This window comes from Paenibacillus radicis (ex Gao et al. 2016) (genome assembly GCF_014641555.1).
Classification (GTDB): Bacteria; Bacillota; Bacilli; order Paenibacillales; family Paenibacillaceae; genus Pristimantibacillus; species Pristimantibacillus radicis.
In genome coordinates, this window is sequence record NZ_BMHY01000005.1 from 348,742 (window position 1) to 365,321 (window position 16,580).

Annotated in this window: 16 protein-coding genes; 11 read left to right on the top strand and 5 right to left on the bottom strand. The window is 51.6% G+C overall.

The features are described 5' to 3' along the window. The first annotated feature begins 3 nt into the window (after positions 1 to 3). From IEX98_RS15625 to IEX98_RS15645, 5 genes are all read left to right on the top strand, one after another. Positions 4 to 777: an ABC transporter permease gene (locus IEX98_RS15625; protein WP_188890132.1), complete on the top strand. Its 774-nt coding sequence runs from the start codon at positions 4 to 6 to the stop codon at positions 775 to 777. Between the two features lie 8 nt (positions 778 to 785). Beyond that, positions 786 to 1,718 (top strand): DMT family transporter, encoded by a 933-nt coding sequence (locus IEX98_RS15630; RefSeq protein ID WP_188890133.1) that lies wholly within the window; start codon positions 786 to 788, stop codon positions 1,716 to 1,718. Positions 1,719 to 2,399: 681 nt separating this feature from the next. Continuing rightward, positions 2,400 to 3,485 carry a peptidoglycan-binding domain-containing protein gene (locus tag IEX98_RS29365; RefSeq protein ID WP_188890134.1) on the top strand — a complete coding sequence of 362 codons (1,086 nt, stop codon included), beginning with the start codon at positions 2,400 to 2,402 and terminating at the stop codon, positions 3,483 to 3,485. Between the two features lie 151 nt (positions 3,486 to 3,636). Further along, a complete protein-coding gene (locus IEX98_RS15640) occupies positions 3,637 to 4,146 on the top strand; it encodes a DUF6773 family protein (RefSeq protein ID WP_188890135.1) in 510 nt (169 codons plus the stop codon). A 27-nt stretch (positions 4,147 to 4,173) separates the two neighbouring features. Continuing rightward, positions 4,174 to 4,389, top strand: a complete 216-nt coding sequence (locus IEX98_RS15645; protein WP_042169182.1) for a helix-turn-helix transcriptional regulator — start codon at positions 4,174 to 4,176, stop codon at positions 4,387 to 4,389. A gap of 78 nt (positions 4,390 to 4,467) precedes the next feature. On the opposite strand, the gene IEX98_RS15650 is transcribed toward IEX98_RS15645, so the two are convergent. Beyond that, positions 4,468 to 4,944, bottom strand: a complete 477-nt coding sequence (locus IEX98_RS15650) for an SRPBCC domain-containing protein (protein ID WP_308421802.1) — start codon at positions 4,942 to 4,944, stop codon at positions 4,468 to 4,470. An 84-nt stretch (positions 4,945 to 5,028) separates the two neighbouring features. Between IEX98_RS15650 and IEX98_RS15655 the strand changes: the two genes are divergently transcribed. The 6 genes from IEX98_RS15655 (at position 5,029) to IEX98_RS15680 (ending at position 12,324) form a co-directional block, all read left to right on the top strand. Continuing rightward, positions 5,029 to 5,853, top strand: a complete 825-nt coding sequence (locus tag IEX98_RS15655) for a helix-turn-helix domain-containing protein (protein WP_229692207.1) — start codon at positions 5,029 to 5,031, stop codon at positions 5,851 to 5,853. A gap of 105 nt (positions 5,854 to 5,958) precedes the next feature. Next, complete coding sequence (locus tag IEX98_RS15660; protein WP_188890136.1) at positions 5,959 to 6,402, top strand: MarR family winged helix-turn-helix transcriptional regulator; 444 nt, start codon at positions 5,959 to 5,961, stop codon at positions 6,400 to 6,402. An 86-nt stretch (positions 6,403 to 6,488) separates the two neighbouring features. After that, positions 6,489 to 7,448 (top strand): ring-cleaving dioxygenase, encoded by a 960-nt coding sequence (locus IEX98_RS15665; protein ID WP_188890137.1) that lies wholly within the window; start codon positions 6,489 to 6,491, stop codon positions 7,446 to 7,448. Between the two features lie 11 nt (positions 7,449 to 7,459). Then, positions 7,460 to 8,068 carry an alpha/beta hydrolase gene (locus tag IEX98_RS15670; RefSeq protein ID WP_188890281.1) on the top strand — a complete coding sequence of 203 codons (609 nt, stop codon included), beginning with the start codon at positions 7,460 to 7,462 and terminating at the stop codon, positions 8,066 to 8,068. Positions 8,069 to 8,081: 13 nt separating this feature from the next. Then, positions 8,082 to 8,699, top strand: a complete 618-nt coding sequence (locus IEX98_RS15675; protein ID WP_188890138.1) for a flavin reductase family protein — start codon at positions 8,082 to 8,084, stop codon at positions 8,697 to 8,699. 268 nt (positions 8,700 to 8,967) lie between these two features. Beyond that, positions 8,968 to 12,324, top strand: a complete 3,357-nt coding sequence (locus tag IEX98_RS15680) for an S-layer homology domain-containing protein (RefSeq protein ID WP_188890139.1) — start codon at positions 8,968 to 8,970, stop codon at positions 12,322 to 12,324. Between the two features lie 100 nt (positions 12,325 to 12,424). Here IEX98_RS15680 and pepT read toward each other — a convergent pair whose 3' ends face one another. From pepT to IEX98_RS15700, 4 genes are all read right to left on the bottom strand, one after another. Beyond that, a complete protein-coding gene (pepT, locus tag IEX98_RS15685) occupies positions 12,425 to 13,663 on the bottom strand; it encodes a peptidase T (protein ID WP_188890140.1) in 1,239 nt (412 codons plus the stop codon). Between the two features lie 209 nt (positions 13,664 to 13,872). Then, on the bottom strand, positions 13,873 to 14,553 hold the full coding sequence (locus IEX98_RS15690; RefSeq protein ID WP_188890141.1) for a hypothetical protein: 681 nt from the start codon (positions 14,551 to 14,553) through the stop codon (positions 13,873 to 13,875). Then, a complete protein-coding gene (locus tag IEX98_RS15695; protein ID WP_188890142.1) occupies positions 14,550 to 15,446 on the bottom strand; it encodes an ABC transporter ATP-binding protein in 897 nt (298 codons plus the stop codon). The genes IEX98_RS15690 and IEX98_RS15695 overlap by 4 nt, the downstream gene beginning before the upstream one ends. Continuing rightward, positions 15,443 to 15,814, bottom strand: a complete 372-nt coding sequence (locus IEX98_RS15700; RefSeq protein WP_188890143.1) for a GntR family transcriptional regulator — start codon at positions 15,812 to 15,814, stop codon at positions 15,443 to 15,445. Before IEX98_RS15700 ends, IEX98_RS15695 begins: the two co-directional genes overlap by 4 nt. Positions 15,815 to 16,580: the final 766 nt, after the last annotated feature.

Here is a 16,580-nt window from a genome sequence, read left to right on the forward strand (position 1 = left end):
CGTATGACTGGAAAAGAAAGAACGAAACGCTTTTTGCTAGGCGCATTAATCCCTGTCGCTGTATTGGTCGTATGGCAACTGGCCGTAGTGAACGGACTCGTCTCCCGCCAGCTGTTCCCGCCGCCAACCTCGATCTTCCGAGATTTCTACGACATGCTGATGTCCGGGGAGCTTCCGCATCACCTTGGAATCAGCGTGCTGCGCGCGATGATCGGGTTCTTCGTGGGCGGAGGACTGGGTTTGCTGATCGGTCTGGGATCAGGCCTGTACAAACGTGCGGAGCAAGTGCTTGATCCGACGATCCAAATGCTGCGTACCGTGCCTTTGCTGGCTATCACGCCGCTGTTCATCCTTTGGTTCGGCTTCGGCGAGCTGTCCAAAATCTTGCTCATCGCCATGGGCGCCTTCTTCCCGCTGTATGTGAATGCCTTTCTGGGCGTCCGCAACGTGGATTCGAAGCTGTTCGACGTGGCGCGGGTGCTGGAATTCAGCCGCTTTCACCAGTTGACGAAGGTGGTTCTGCCTGCGGCAATGCCGAATATCTTGCTTGGTGTGCGGCTGTCGCTCAGCACGGCATGGCTGTGTCTGGTCGTCGCGGAATTGATGGGCGCTGATCAAGGGATCGGCTACTTGATCCAAGATGCTCGCTCCTACATGCGTACGGGTGTCGTGTTCGTCGGTATTGTCATTTTTGCCGTCGTCGGCAAATTGACTGACTCGCTCGTTCGCCTGTTGGAATCACGTCTGCTGCAATGGCGTGACAGCTATCGGGGTTAGCTAAAGTGATGGATAAGGGATCATCTTCGCTTGGAAAAGCCTATGGTGCCGCGTTGGCATACGCGGTCATCATTGGCTTTTCGTTCGTTTTTGTCAAATTCGCTCTGCGCTCCGCTGGTCCCGTTGACTTGCTGGCGCATCGATTTACAGTTTCTTTTGCAGCAGCGAATGTGTTATTGATGGCGGGCCGGGGGCGAGCCCGGTTTACATGGGCTGGCGTCCTGAGGCTGCTGCCGATTGCGGTATTTTATCCTTCACTCTTTTTTATGTTTCAGTCGTTTGGACTCTTCTACATTTCTTCTTCGGAAGCTGGTATTATTCAAGCTGCGATTCCCATTCTGACGATGGTGCTTGCCGCCGTTTTTATCCGGGAGCACTCTACGGGCTGGCAAAAGCTATTTATTCTGCTGTCGGTCGGAGGCGTCGCCTTTATTGTGTTCATGTCAGGCGGGGAGACAGGCAGCGATGGCTGGCGAATGGCGGGCTATTGTCTGATGTTGATTTCGGCCTTTTCTTCTGCGGCCTATAACGTGATGGCAAGGAGGCTGACGCAGACGCATAGTGTCGCCGAGATGACGTATATGATGATGGGCGTTGGCTTTATCGTATTTAACGCAATTGCCGTTTCGCAGCATGTGTCGGCAGGAACGCTGATGACGTATTTTCAACCTTTCGTCGAGCCGCGTTTTGTTGTATCCATCTTGTATCTGGGATTGATGTCGTCGCTTCTCACCTCCTATTTGACGAACTATGCGCTTAGCCGGATTCAGGCTTCGCAAATGAGCGTGTTTGTCAATTTATCCGTTGTCGTGACAATTGGAGCGGGCGTCATTATACTGGGGGAGGTGCTGGCTTGGTATCATGTTGCCGGAGCTGCTCTTATTCTTGGCGGGGTTGTCGGCGCGAACGCCAGAGGCCGGAGAAAAGCAAAGCTTTTATAGATGATGGAGTGGAGTCGCGCCGCGGCCCTGAGGTGGTGTTAGGGCTGTCGAGAAGAGTCTCGACAGCTTTTTTTTGCTGGGTACACTCGCAGCAGGTTTCCAGTTCGGCAGGGGCATGACAAACTAATGATGGAGGTTGTCATTTTGTAATCACTTATTCCGCTAGGAGTCCGGTTTTTCATACGTTGCAACAAATCAAAATGTAAAAATACATGTTGTGAGTCATTATATCGGCCATTTATCGCATCAAAATGCAAATATGCAGTTTGATTGGGTTAAAATGAGCTAATTGGCCCAAATCGAGTGATTCAAAATGTATTTTTGCATTTTGAGGGCCATTATGGGGCTATATGGGGCTTGTCAAAATGTACTTTTACATTTTGAATGCTATTTTTGTCGGACACGGGGCAGAAAACAAGGTGTGAATCATTTTGATATCGTATATACACGGGATGTCATTGAATTGTATAGGAGATTAAGCGCCTGTTTGCCCGCGTGCAGATTTCCTTTTGCTTTACTTGATGTAAGCCGCCTTCGGGCGGCTTTTTTGCGTGTAATGGATGGCGTGAATTAGTTTTTTTAAAATCGCAGCAGAAATCCGTAATGAAAATGGGAAGATGGGAAATAGTAAGCATTGTTGTAAAAGAATTATCAACTCAGAGAAGGATGGTGTCTGTTTGCATGAAATGGGATTGGAGCATTCTCTCCCGAGAGAAAAATAAAAAGCCTCGCCGGACAATGGGCAAGGTAATCGGGGCGTTGTTACTGGCGCTGACTTTAGCAGTAAGCATGCCGCATACAACTTTGGCAGTAGGTAAAGGCGCTAAAGGACCGGATGTCTATGTCATCCAAGGCATGTTGAAATCGGTAGGCAGCTATTCTGGACCAATTAATGGAAAATACGATGCCCTCACTGTGAAGGGCGTTAAGCATTATCAAAAAACACACGGCCTTAAGGTAACCGGTTCAGTGGATAATAAAACCTTCCAGGCTATTACTTACTCGTATGGTAAAACCAAATTCCCTTCGGCTGTGAAAAGCCAAGGTACGGGCAAAGGTAAAGGCGTAGGCAAGGGCGGCGGCAAAGCCGGAGCTAAAGGCGGCGGAGCTGGTGCCGGTGCAGGCGGCGGAGCTGGTGGTGGCGCAGGCGGCGGAGCTGGTGGTGGCGCAGGCGGCGGAGCTGGTGGTGGCGCAGGCGGCGGAGCTGGTGGCGGTGCAGGCGGCGGAGCTGGAGGCGGTGCAGGAGGCGGTGCAGGAGGCGGAGCTGGTGGCGGTGCAGGCGGCGGAGCTGGTGGTGGCGCAGGCGGCGGAGCTGGTGGCGGTGCAGGCGGCGGAGCTGGCGGCGGCAAAGGCGGTATTCAATTCAAAGGCCGCGGATTCAGTGAAGGTGAAGGCAAGGGCATCGGCGGCGGCCAAACTGAGAATCAAGGTAAAGGCGGCGGCATTGGCGGCGGTCAAACGGAAAATCAAGGTAAAGGCGGAAGCATTGGCGGCGGCCAGTCGAACAATCAAGGCAAAGGCGGTATCGGCGGCAGCCAGTCGAACAACCAAGGCAAAAGCGGTGTTGGCGGCAGCCAATCCGGCAACCAAGGTAAAAGCGGCGTAGGCGGCAGCCAGTCGAACAATCAAGGCAATTTGGGCAACCAAGGCAAGAGTGGTGTAGGCGGCAGCCAATCGGGTAATCAAAGCCCGTCCAACAACCAAGGTAAAAGCGGTGTAGGCGGAAGCCAAGCGAACCCTGGTAAAGGCGGAAAAGGCTCGCAATAACAGTTTATAAGATAGATGAAGCCGTCCCTGGAAAGGGGCGGTTTCTTCGTGTGTATTAATAAAAAAGACATTTATAATAAATAAAAAGACAGATATAGTTTACATTTTGTTATTTATAGCATACTATAGATAACAAAGGAGTGATGGATAAATGAGGAATTTCGGATGGTTGGGAAGATCTACGGGGGATGAGAGACTGGACCAGGTGCGGAATAAAATGTATGCCGAAGCTTATTGGCTGGTCGTTCTCATTTGTAATGTATCGGCTATTGTAAAAATCATACGGTTTGGGCCGGATTATAAGTTATTCATTACAGAACTCATTATTCTAGTGGTTTCGAGCCTTTATATTGGTCTTCGTTCCATCTTTAAAGGCGTATATGCGGCCGAGGCCGAGCTGCAGGATCGGAGGAGCCGGGTGTCCCGAAGCAAGAAGCAAATCATTAGCGGACTTGTGCTGGGCCTCGGTATTGCGATATTCTTCGGAGTGAGAAGCGCCGTCTTATATGGAGATGACAGCACTCGTTTATGGTATTTTTTAACGGTTTTTGCGTTTTCGATTATTTTTTATATTCCTTTGTTTTTGATGATACTGTGGCTTGGGGATGCTGCAGCAAGAAAGGCGAGCCAATCCATGGGGCCTAAAGATGATGAGGAATAGGAGACAAGCGGGAAAGGGAACCAGCCTATGAAAAATTCGAAAAATATGAGATTAAAGCTGGCGCGTGTTGAAAAGGAGCTGTCGCAGGATGAGCTTGCCCGGCTTGTGGGTGTGTCCCGGCAAACAATCGGCTTGATTGAATCTGGCAATTATAATCCGAGTTTAAGTCTTTGCGTAGCCATTTGCAGGTGTCTATCCAAGACGTTGAATGACCTCTTCTGGGAAGAGCAAGCGGATCAATAATTTGACGTCTATAGTCGGTAAAATCGAAAGCCGCCTATTGGCGGCTTTTTTGCTTCCTCTTCCGTTCTCGTTGACCCATTACCAGCCTAAATTGAGCGTTTTGCCCGTCTCAGCGTAGGTTTTCATATCGCTCAGCAGCATAGGCCATACATCTACCGTTTTCTGATAGCCGGGGTGGCCCTCCGACCATTCGTCATTAAGCAGCGTCAGCTTGGTACATTCGCCAAAAGGCTCCAGCGTGTAGGTTACCCGGCAGCTCAGTTCGGCATGGTTGGGGTAATAGGTGGCGCCGGGATGCTCGATATAACTGAACTGGCGGCCTGGCTCGCAGTGGAGCACCTTGCCGTAAATATGAACCGTCTCCGGGCCGTCATTGCCGGGCCCGACATATTCGAGAGCCGCGCCTTCTTCGAAGGTTGAACGCAGGACACAGTCGTAGAACAGCTTGCGAGTATGCTCAGGTGTAGTGAACAGGCTCCATACTTTTTCCGGTGAAGCATCAATATAGATCGTGAATTGAAGGTTGATGGCGATGACCTCTTTTCTGAAAGGGATGTTCTTGCTATTCTAACTGTAAGAAATGGACGGGCAGCGGTATAGTAAAAACGCGACAGATATGAAGAAGGGCGAGTGGGATCGGTGGAGCAATTCAATCAATCGCAGAAGCAGCAGGTGCATAAGGATCTGGCAGGCAGAGGCATTCTATATCGGACTACTCGTAAATTTCAAGTCGCAAGATATGAGCCGTGCGTGGAATTACGGCCTTTCATCCGTCATTACTGGATGATTGAATGGGATTTAACGGGAGAGCCGCCATACAAGCAGGAAGTGCTGCAAAATCCGGTCATCAATCTCGTATTCGAGAAGGACCAGACCCGCATCTTCGGCGTTGAGCGTCAAAGGTCGTATCATATGCTGGAGGGGATCGGGCATGTGCTGGGCGTTCATTTTTTGCCGGGAGGCTTTTATCCGTTCTATGGGGGTCGTCCCGTCAGCGATCTGACGGATAGCTCTGCAAGTCTGGAGGATGTATTCGGCTGTTCGACAGCAGAGCTTGAGCATGAGGTGCTCTCTCAGCCCGATCACGCCGGGAGAATCGGTGTGTTTGAACGTTTCCTGCTGGAGCGGCTGCCTGTCGTAGACGATAATATTGCAGCAATTTGCGCGATTATCGATCGAATCATTGCGGAGCGTCAGATGACCAAGGTCGAGCATGTTATGGATGGCCTCGGTATGAGCAAAAGAACGCTGCAGCGCCTTTTCAACCAATATGTTGGCGTATCTCCGAAATGGGTCATTCAGCGCTATCGCATGCTGGAAGCAGCGGAACTTGCGGCCGGAGGCAAGGAGGTTGACTGGTCGTCGCTGGCGGCGGAGCTGGGTTTTTTCGATCAGGCACATTTTATAAAAGCGTTCAAAGCGCTGGTTGGGGTGTCACCGGATTCGTATGCGAGACAGTTATAAAAAAAGTAAAAATCGTATCGTTGACATTTATCTCAATATCATATATCTTTAATTTAAGATAATAAAAATTAAGACAATTCGGCATGAGAGATGAGGTCGATCGCTATGGCGCGAAACAAAGATGAATCGCTGGAGCTGTACATTGCGCTCTCCCGGGCCAGCCAATGGGTGAATGCGCATGCCGACCGGGACATTCGCAAGCATGGCTTGAATCGGACGGAGTTTGGCGTACTAGAGCTGCTGTATCATAAGGGGCCGCAGCCGCTGCAGCAAATCGGGGGCAAGGTGCTGATGAGCAGCGGGAACATTACTTATGTGGTCGATAAGCTGGAGAAGAAGAAGCTGGTATGCCGCAAGGCATCGACCGAGGACCGCCGATTAACGTATGCGGAAATAACGGAAGAAGGTACGCGGTTTATCGAGGGAGTTTTTCCTGCTCATGCAGACGTTATCCGCAGTGCGGTTGACGGACTGACCGCAGAGGAGAAGCGGGCCGCGAGTACGCTGCTCAAGAAGCTTGGACGTTTCGCGGAGAGCAGCTATAAGTAGCTGTTCGCCCGCTGAATCATAGAATCATAGATAGCTGTAAACAAAGGAACAATTATAGAACGACAACCATAAGGGAGTGGATCGTAATGACAGAACAAACGAAACTAAGAACGGCAGGCATTCACCACATTACCGCTTTTGTACGGGACGCGCAGGCGACAGTCGACTTTTATGCAGGGTTGCTGGGATTGCGTTTAGTTAAAAAAACGATCAACTTCGATGCGCCGGAAGTCTATCATCTGTACTTCGGCGATGAGCAGGGAAGCCCGGGAACGATTATTACGTTCTTCCCGTCGGCAGGCTCGCGTCTTGGACGTGTCGGCGCTGGCCAAGTCGGGATTACAACCTACGTTGTCCCCGCTGACTCACTTGATTTTTGGCGGGAAAGACTGGCGAAATTCAATATTGCAGTGACGGAAACGATAAGATTCGGCGAGACGTATTTGCAGTTTGATGACCCGGATGGCATGCATGCGGAGCTGGTTGCCCGTCAAGAAGGCGCGGCAAGCACTTGGGGCTATGGCGGTGTTCCGGCTGAGAAAGCGATCAAAGGCTTCGGCGGCGCTGTATTATACAGCTTGGCGCCTAGCCGTACCGCTCATTTGCTGGAGCATGTAATGGGCCTGACGAAAGTCGGCGAAGAGAACGGCTTCGCGCGGTTCCAATCGTTTGGCGACATCGGCAATATTATTGATGTGAACGTGACGCCGATGGCAGCGGGTGCAGGCGGCGCTGGAACGGTCCATCATATCGCATGGCGTGCAAAAGACTTTGAGGAGCATGAAGGCTGGAGAACGCAGGTAGAAACTAGCGGCTATCAGCCGACTCCGATCGTAGATCGTCAGTATTTCAATGCAATTTACTTCCGTGAAGCGGGCGGCATTCTGTTCGAGATCGCCACCGATCCTCCGGGCTTTGCGCGTGATGAGGAGCAAGAAAGCCTCGGCGAGAAATTAATGCTGCCGGAATGGTACGAGCAGCACCGCGATCAGATTGTGAAGCTGCTGCCGCCGATTGAAGTTCGTGTATTGAAGGAGGATCAATAATGACAGCGACGATGAAGCATATTTTCAAGCAGGGCAAGGACCCGTCTGCTCCTGTATTGCTGCTGCTCCATGGAACCGGGGGGACGGAAAGTGATTTGTTGCCGTTGGCAGTGGCGATTTCCCCTGCATCTTCAGTGCTTAGCGTAAGGGGCAACGTATTGGAAAATGGCATGCCGCGGTTTTTCCGCCGGTTGGCCGAAGGCGTATTCGATATCGAGGATTTGATCTTCCGGACGAAGGAACTGAACGAGTTTCTGGATCAAGCCGCAGAGGAATATGGATTTGACCGCCTTAATCTCATTGCAGCAGGTTATTCGAACGGCGCGAACATTGCAGCAAGCCTGTTGTTCCATGACAAAGATGCGCTGCGCGGAGCGATTTTGCATCATCCGATGGTGCCGCTGCGCGGAATCGAACTCCCGGATCTAACGGGCATTCCTGTCTTCATCGGAGCGGGCAGCAATGACCCGATCTGTTCGCCGCAGGAGACGGAGGAGCTTTCTGCTTTATTAACTGGGGCAGGGGCTTCGGTTAACGTACATTGGGAGCGTTTTGGCCATCAGTTGACCGGTACAGAGGTGGCGGCTGCCGCCAATTGGTATCGGGAGACGATCGGCTAAAGGGGGAAACGTTATGGTGATGATCGATCCGTCGGGTTTAAGCTCCCGTGACAACTATAAGCTGTTGATTGGCAGCATTATCCCGCGGCCTATCGCTTTTGTCACAACGTTGTCCGAAGAGGGAGTTCTGAATGCGGCGCCCTTCAGTTTTTTCAATATCGTCAGCTCGAACCCGCCGCTGATCTCCGTTTCCGTACAACGAAAGAACGGAGACAGAAAGGACACGGCGCGCAACGCCATAGGGAAGGGACAATTTGTCGTGCATATCGCCGACGAATCCTTCCTGGAGCCACTCAATGCAACGGCGGCAAGCTTGCCGCCGGATGAGAGCGAAGTGGAAGCGGCAGGGCTAACTCCCGTTGTGAGCGTGCGAATCGCAGTACCTGGTGTAGCTGAAGCCCGCATTCGGATGGAATGCACGCTGGAGCAAGCATTGGAGCTTGGTGGCGATGCGGAAGGCGGACCAGCCTGCGACCTGCTTATCGGGCGGGTTGTCGCCTATCATATCGCCGATTCATTGTATGATGAGAATGGACATATCGATCCTCGCAAGCTTCAGCCGGTAAGCCGGCTTGCCGGTCATGATTATGCCGGCCTCGGCGATATTTTCACGGTGGAAAGACCCTTGTAGCTGTAATAGAAACGAGTTCTAGCGATCGGGCTGGGACTCGTTTTTTTTTTACGTTCATTTAATTCCAATAATCGACAAATTATGAAATGAATTTAGAGCGCTGATAACTGCTTGTCCTTTCCACTGCACAATATTTATTTTCAAAACGCCGCAACAATTTCCAAATACGATTCGTATCAATTATACCGGGTAAACGGTCATAGACGACTGACTATGTTACGAATCGTATAGGGCATGTCCGGAAAGAGGATAAGGAGGTAGAGCGAAGTTGAGGAAGAAACTCGTTTGTCTGAGCCTTATTTTCACTTTGATTGTCGGCTTAGGCGTATGGCCAGAGTTTGGAGGGCCAGTTGAGGCGGCGGATGCCGGGGGCGGCATCGTATATGTAAACGCGAACGCGAAAGGAAGAGAAAACGGAACGAGCTGGGAAAACGCCTATCGGGATTTGGAGGACGCATTATCGGATACGGAGGAGAACAGCGGGATAGAGATTTGGGTGGCAAAGGGTACTTATTATCCAAGTGAACATCAGGAAGACAGGGATCGCCGGACGCGCCATTTCAAGCTGAAGAACGGCGTTGCAATTCGCGGAGGTTTTGCGGGCAATGAGAAAATCGGAGACGTGTCTTCCGTTCAAGCCGCACTGGCTAACCGGGACTTCAAGGCGAATGAAACCGTGCTTAGCGCCGATATTAACCGGGACCGCAAAGCAAACGGCAACGTCTATCAGGTCGTCAAAAACAATGATTTGAATGCGACCGCCATACTGGACGGCGTGACGATTACAGGCGGTTTTGCATCGGATAAAACGATCAATACCGGAGCAGGCATACTGAACGAGAACAGCAGTCCTACGCTGTCCAATATTATTTTCACGAAAAATGAAGCGGTAAACGGAGGCGGACTCGCCAACTATAACAGCAGTCCCAAGCTGACAAACGTAACGTTCGCCGATAATCGTGCTTCCCGCAGCGGCGGGGGCATTTACAATCAGGACAACAGCAGCCCTGTCATTACAAACGCAGTCTTCTATGCGAATCGCGCCACGGACGGCGGCGGATTGTTCAATGCAAGCAGCAGTCCGGTGCTGACGAATGTGACGATTGTCAGTAACGAAGCAAGCGATGGGGGCGGCGGCATTCTGAATGCTGGCACGAGCAGGCCGCTGCTTCGCAACAGCATCGTGGGCAACAACAATGACCAGAGCTTCCGCAGCATAACGAACCGGGACGGCGGCACGATCGATATCTCCTACAGCATCGTGCAGGACGATAAGCCGGACGGCATTCTGAACGAGGCACTGGGCAATAGCATCGCGGGCAACAGCGACGCGGATCCGCTGCTGTTCACTGATCAGGACCGTTATCTTCAGCCGAAGAAGGAATCTCCTGCTATCGATAAGGGCTCTAACGCAGTGTTCCAGCCAGGCGCATCGCCGGACCTTTCATCCATTACGACGGATAGAAGCGGGCGGGCGCGAATTGTTAACGGGACGGTCGATATCGGCGCTTATGAATTTGTATGGGCGAGCAAGGTGTCGCTTACGCTGACTCCGGATATAACGGAACCGACGCAGAAGCCGGTTCAAGTGACGGTGAAGACCGAGCTGGAAGGGGAAAACAACGGCGTTGCGTCCATAAAATGGGCGGAAGGTCAGCGTGATCCCGCTTATTTCTCAAATAGCGGGACGGATATAACGGGAAGCAGCAAGACTTCTTTTACCGCAAACGGTACGTATTCCTTCTATGTACGCGACAAGTATGGAAACGAAGCGGTGAAGACGATTGCGATCTCGAATATATGGACGGGACAGCCGGTCATTCAATTAACGCCGGATACGACGGCCCCAACCAACGGTCAGGTGAAGGTAACTGTCAATGCCAGCGCGCAAGGCGCGGGCAATTCACTCGTCCAGTTGAAATGGGCTTCGGGCAACCGCAATACCGATTATTTTGCCGCGCAGGGTACGGATATACGGAATAGCAATTCGTTTTCAGTGACCTCTAACGGCGTCTACACCGTGTACGCTCTGGACAAAGCCGGGAATGCCGCGGTCAAAACGATCGAAGTAAGCAATATCGGAATTGGCAACAAGCCGCTGATCTCGACCGCTCTCAGCACGCAAGCACCGGTCAACGGCTCGGTGGATGTGACCGTTATAGCAACGGTGCAAGCGTCTGGTGCGAAGCTGTCGCAGTTGAAGTGGGCGGATGGCACGCGTGACGCTGCTTATTTCGACAATAGGGGAAGCTCGATTGCCAATGGCGGCAAATTTGCGGCGACCTCCAACGGTGTGTATACCGTTTATGCCCGTGATTCCTACGGCAATGAATCGGTAAGTACCATTTCGGTCACCAATATTATTAAAGTGGCGCCGGTTATCCAGACGTCCATCAGTCCACAGACGACGACAACGGGCTCGGTGCAAGTCTATATTGCGGTAACACTGCAGGGCGAAGGCAATGCACTTTCACAGCTGAAATGGGACAGCGGTCAGCGTGATGCTGCTTATTTCACATCCAAGGGTACGGATATTAAAAACGCAAACAGCTTCTTGGCCTATTCGAACGGATTATATACGGTCTATGCCAAGGATACAGCAGGCAATGCTTCGGTTGCCTTGGTTCAAGTGACTAATATCCGCTCGAATTCGGAGGAAAGCTGGTGTTCAATTAATAGACGAACAACAGTTGTAGCAGGCAAATCAGCCGTATTGAATCTATCGGATCAAGTTTCCGTGAACATTCCGTCGGGTGCGGCTGGCCGGGATTTATGCTACCAGCTGGAGACAGCCTCCAAGCCGGATCGCATGGATGGTGCAGGCTATAATGTGTTGAGCGGTTTCTTCAAGTGGGGCGCAGACTACGCGACGTCTTACGCCGAGCCGGTACAGTTGTCCATCGCTTATGACCGCGGACTACTGCGCAGCGATCAAGTCGGCAGCATATTCAGCTATGATCCGGTCGCCAAGCGGTGGACGGAGCTAGGGGGCAAGGCGGACGGAAATCGGATCAAAGTTGATGTGCGTAATGTAACGACTGGAGCGATCTATGCGGTATTCTCCCGCGATTATGTACCGCCTAAGCCGCCGGTTAGCTTCACGGATATCACCGGGCATTGGGCGGCAGTCGGCATTCGCGAAGCAGCTGAGAAGGGCATCGTGCAAGGCGATCCTAACGGACGCTTCCGCCCGAATGCCTCCATTACGCGGGCTGAATTTGTCGTCATGGTGATGAATACGCAAGGACCGATAGGCGACAGCCCGACCCCGTATTTCCGTGACGGAGCAGATATCGGTTCTTGGGCGCAGGCAGCTGTATCCAAAGCGGTTCGCCTGGGGCTGGTATCCGGCTATGAGGACGGAACCTTCCGTCCGAATGCCAATATTACGCGTGCGGAAATTGCAGTCATTATCAGCCGTATGCTCACCATTTCGGGCGGCAGCTATTCGTCGACGAGCTTTGCGGACGATCGCTTGATTCCGAAATGGGCGAAAAGCTCCATTGAATCGCTTCACCAACTTGGTATTGTCGATGGAAGAGGCGGGAACCGGTTCGAGCCGCAAGCGAAGGCGACCCGTGCCGAAGCGGTTCTGCTGATTTTGCGGGCGGTAAAGCTCAGTTAAAAGGCGCTTTTTCTAGCGAAAAGACGGCTCCCTCATGGCGAGGGAGCCGTCTTCTTTTGCCCATTTTAACCTAGCGGGTTGCGGGTGAACGTTGTTGCTATTATTGCTGTTCTTGCTGCTCGAAACGTTTGACGATCTCGATAATGACGTTAACCGCCTTCTCCATGTTGTCGATCGAGACGTATTCGTATTTGCCGTGGTAGTTCTCCCCGCCTGTGAAAATATTCGGAGTAGGCAGGCCCATGTAGGACAATTGTGAGCCGTCTGTACCGCCGCGGATCGGCTTAATAATCGGCTTAATGCCGAGGGATTCCATCGCTTCACGCGCCAGTTCGACGATATGGATAACCGGCTCGATTTTATCGCGCATGTTGTAGTATTGATCATTCATCTCCAAGACGATGCTGTTGGCACCGTAGATGGCTTGAAGATCGGCAACTACACTGGACAGGAACGCTTTGCGTGCTTCGAACTTTTGTTTGTCATGATCGCGGACGATATAGCTGAGCTTGGTCAGCTCGACATCGCCTTGCATCGACAGCAGATGGTAGAAGCCCTCGTAGCCTTCCGTAAGCTCCGGCGTTTCTTCGGCTGGCAGTCTGCGCTGCAGCTCCATCGCGATCTTGATGGAATTAACCATTTTACCCTTGGCGGTGCCGGGATGAACGTTGGTGCCTTTGCACGTTATTTTTACGCCTGCGGCGTTGAAGCTTTCGTATTCCAGCTCGCCGAGCGGACCGCCATCTACCGTATAGGCATAACGGGCGCCGAAAGCGGCGACGTCGAACCGGTGCGGGCCTCGACCGATCTCCTCGTCCGGAGTAAAAGCCACGCGCACTTTGCCGTGCTTAATTTCCGGGTGCTGGATCAAGTAAGCCATTGCGGTCATAATTTCGGCAATGCCGGCCTTGTTGTCGGCTCCAAGCAGCGTTGTACCGTCAGTCGTCATGAGTGTGTGGCCTTTGTAGCCGCTTAGCTCGGGAAATTCCCGTGTGGAAAGCGTGACGCCAAGCGCTTCGTTCAGAACGATATCCTTACCGTCGTAGTTGTCGATGATTTGAGGTTTGACGTTGGTGCCGGTGAAATCGGTAGCTGTATCGACATGGGCCAGAAAGCCGATCGTTGCCACTTGTTTGTCTGTGTTGGACGGCAGAGTTGCCATCACGTATCCATTGTCGTCAATGGTTACATCCTCCATGCCGATAGCCTTCAGTTCATCGACCAGCTGGTTGGCCAGCACAAGCTGACCCGGCGTTGTCGGACATGTCTCGCTCTCGGCATCGGATTGCGTATCCACAATAACATAAGACGTGAGCCTTTTAATGATCTCTTCTTTCATAACGTATATCGTTCTCCCTTCACTGGGTATGTAGTAGTAGGCGCATGCTGTACCCCTTTATTATAGACCAGTCGAAATAAGAAAACGAATGGTGTACTCATGTTGTTGGGTGCGGGAGGGCCGTTATGGGATGCAAAAAAAACCCTTCTGTACCAGAGATGAGTGAGGCTCAGCTCGTGGCGGAAAGGGTTTTTCGCGGGTAGATAAGGTTATACGGTTGATCTGCGCAAGAGCAGGTAGGATACGAGGGCGTAAATTAGCGTAATCGGGATCAGCCAAAGTGCTATATCCAGTGCAGTTTTATCGGAGAACCAGGCGAAAATATATTTCCACCAGTTGTAGTGGGTCATCAAAAAGGAGAGTACAGTGGAAATTGCGACGCCAACGATGGCCATAACGATCATGCCAATTCCTTTAAATTTGCGATAGATGCTGCCAATGGTGAACCCGCTGAAGAACAGCGTAATAATGATCATAAAGTAGACGATTAATTGTTGGATAATCGAGCCCTCGTTCAGATAGGGGAGGCTGAAGAAGTGCAGATGAGTACCCCATCCTGCGGTCGCTTTTTCGATAGCGCCGAGCACGAGCAAGATGACGGAGATGAAGAGACTGTTCGCTGCTGCGAACAAAGCCGTTCCTGTAAAATAATCATGCCGTCTGACACTGAAGCTGAGCGCGAAATTGAAGGTTTGCGGCAGGACAGTGATGCCCATAACGAACAAGTAGACGTAGATGGACATGATACCGCCCGTTGTAATTTCCTCTTGGGAGATGTAGCCGACGATGAGATTGACTAGAAAGCTGGATGCAAGCACAGCGTAGGGAATGATAAACCACGTCGCTTTGTCTCTAAAATGCATTTTCAATACACTGGATAGGCGGTTCATGAGCGGTCAGCCTCCTTGGCATCCAATTTTCCGTTCGTCAGATGGATAATCAACTGCTGCAACGACACCGGCGCTAGCTCTAGGCCCAGTGACTCGGCTTTTTTGCGTTCCTCGGCAGACAATCTGCCCATAACGGCGGCATTGACCAAAGCGCCGAACGGCTGCTTGGCGATAATCTTTTTGCCGGTGAGGAATGGTTCCACGATGCTGGATGCACCAGCGATAGAGTAAGCGGCGCTTCGCAATTCCTCGGAATCTTCGTTTAGTATGATGCTGCCGTTATCGACGACGATGACATGCTCCAGCATACGGCTTACCTCATCAATCAAGTGAGTGGAAAGGATGACTGTTCGCGGATTTTCGGAATAATCCTCCAGCAGCCGATCGTAGAACAGCGAGCGGGCAACAGCATCAAGACCGAGATAAGGCTCGTCAAAAATCGTCAGCGGCGCCCGGCTGGCAAGCCCAACAATAATGCCAAGTGAGGAGTGCATGCCGCGCGACAGCTTCTTGATGCGGCGCTTAAGCGGCAGCTGAAAATCTTGGAGAAGCGAATAGGCGTATTCCCGGTCCCAGTTCGGGAAGAGCGATTCCGACAGCTCCAGGACATCAATCACTTTGTAGTTGTCGGGGTACTTAAGGCTTTCTTTGATGAAGCAAACTTGAGTAAGGACGTTATTGTTCTCATAGGGCGACTCGCCGAAAATTTTCATTTCGCCGCTTGTCGCAAATAATTGTGCGGTCAGCATATGCATGATCGTCGTTTTGCCTGCGCCGTTCCGGCCCAGCAGGCCGTAAATTTTGTCCGGCTCGAGGCTGAAGCTGACGCCTTTTACCGCTTGAACGGAGCCGTAAGTTTTCGTCAGCTGCTTCACTTCCACTACATTCGTCATTTGGACGCATCCCCTCTCTGAATCATGCTCATCAGTTGCTCCGCCGTAATGCCAAGCTTCTCCGCTTCCCGCATCATCGTGACGATATACTGCTCGAAAAACAATTCCTGCCGCTTGCTAATCAGCTTCGCTTTCGCCCCGGTCGCTACAAACATTCCGATCCCTCTCTTCTTATACAAAATGCCCTCATCTACAAGGAGATTGACGCCTTTAGCCGCTGTAGCGGGGTTGATCTGATGGTAGGCTGCAAATTCGTTCTTCGAGGGTACCTGCGCTTCCTCGGGTAGTCTGCCTTCTATAATGTCATCCTCGATCTGTTCGGCGATTTGCATAAATATCGGCCGGCTGTCGTCAATGGAAAGAACCATAATTTGCTGCTCACCTCCTAGCCACCCTTTAGTGGAGTGGTTGGTTACTCATGTAATCAACTATACAGGCGATGGGATTCGATGTCAACGGGTTTGAGAAAAATGGGCTAGGACGGGGTTGGGGTTGGACGGGACTGAAACTGGGCCGGCCTGGACGGGTTGGTCCGTGAGGATCGTGTTGGATTGGCTAAACCGAGCTAGAGCAGAGCAGAGCAGAGTAGAGTAGACCAGAGCAGGCCAGAGCGGAGCAGACCAGACCAGACCAGACCAGACCAGACCAGACCAGACCAGAGCAGAGTAGACCAGACCAGACCAGAGTAGACAGACCAGACCAGACCAAACCAAACCAGAGTAGCCAGACCAAAACAGAGCAGACTAGACGAAACTGGCTTTGCCCTACTCGGCTCAAATCGGCCGGATCTAACCAAATTACTCTAGTATCTAGCCTTCTCGTGCTCACAGCGAAACAAAATGTAAAAGTACATGTTGATGAGGCTCAAAATGCCCAAAACAGCGTTCAAAATGCAAAAGTGCATTTGGAATCGCTCCATTTCGATATATAACGGCCTTTCACGCCAATCAAACTGCACATTTGCATTTTGATGCGCAAAATCGTCGAAAAAACGGCTGACAAACTGCATTTTTGCATTTTGATTCAGTTATGGCGGTGGAAAAGGGCTATACAGGAGGTGTTAAGACCCTCGGAGGGCCTTAAACCGAGCGAGAAGTTGGTTTTATAGGGGGATAAGACCCTGAGAGGGTCTTA

Bases quoted from the DNA above. Each gene is read 5' to 3' on its own strand.
- IEX98_RS15690 (WP_188890141.1), bottom strand. From the start codon at position 14,553: ATGAACCGCCTATCCAGTGTATTGAAAATGCATTTTAGAGACAAAGCG.
- IEX98_RS15675 (WP_188890138.1), top strand. From the start codon at position 8,082: ATGGTGATGATCGATCCGTCGGGTTTAAGCTCCCGTGACAACTATAAG.
- IEX98_RS15695 (WP_188890142.1), bottom strand. From the start codon at position 15,446: ATGACGAATGTAGTGGAAGTGAAGCAGCTGACGAAAACTTACGGCTCC.
- IEX98_RS29365 (WP_188890134.1), top strand. From the start codon at position 2,400: ATGAAATGGGATTGGAGCATTCTCTCCCGAGAGAAAAATAAAAAGCCT.
- IEX98_RS15630 (WP_188890133.1), top strand. From the start codon at position 786: ATGGATAAGGGATCATCTTCGCTTGGAAAAGCCTATGGTGCCGCGTTG.
- IEX98_RS15660 (WP_188890136.1), top strand. From the start codon at position 5,959: ATGGCGCGAAACAAAGATGAATCGCTGGAGCTGTACATTGCGCTCTCC.
- pepT (WP_188890140.1), bottom strand. From the start codon at position 13,663: ATGAAAGAAGAGATCATTAAAAGGCTCACGTCTTATGTTATTGTGGAT.
- IEX98_RS15640 (WP_188890135.1), top strand. From the start codon at position 3,637: ATGAGGAATTTCGGATGGTTGGGAAGATCTACGGGGGATGAGAGACTG.
- IEX98_RS15625 (WP_188890132.1), top strand. From the start codon at position 4: ATGACTGGAAAAGAAAGAACGAAACGCTTTTTGCTAGGCGCATTAATC.
- IEX98_RS15645 (WP_042169182.1), top strand. From the start codon at position 4,174: ATGAAAAATTCGAAAAATATGAGATTAAAGCTGGCGCGTGTTGAAAAG.
- IEX98_RS15670 (WP_188890281.1), top strand. From the start codon at position 7,460: ATGAAGCATATTTTCAAGCAGGGCAAGGACCCGTCTGCTCCTGTATTG.
- IEX98_RS15665 (WP_188890137.1), top strand. From the start codon at position 6,489: ATGACAGAACAAACGAAACTAAGAACGGCAGGCATTCACCACATTACC.
- IEX98_RS15700 (WP_188890143.1), bottom strand. From the start codon at position 15,814: ATGGTTCTTTCCATTGACGACAGCCGGCCGATATTTATGCAAATCGCC.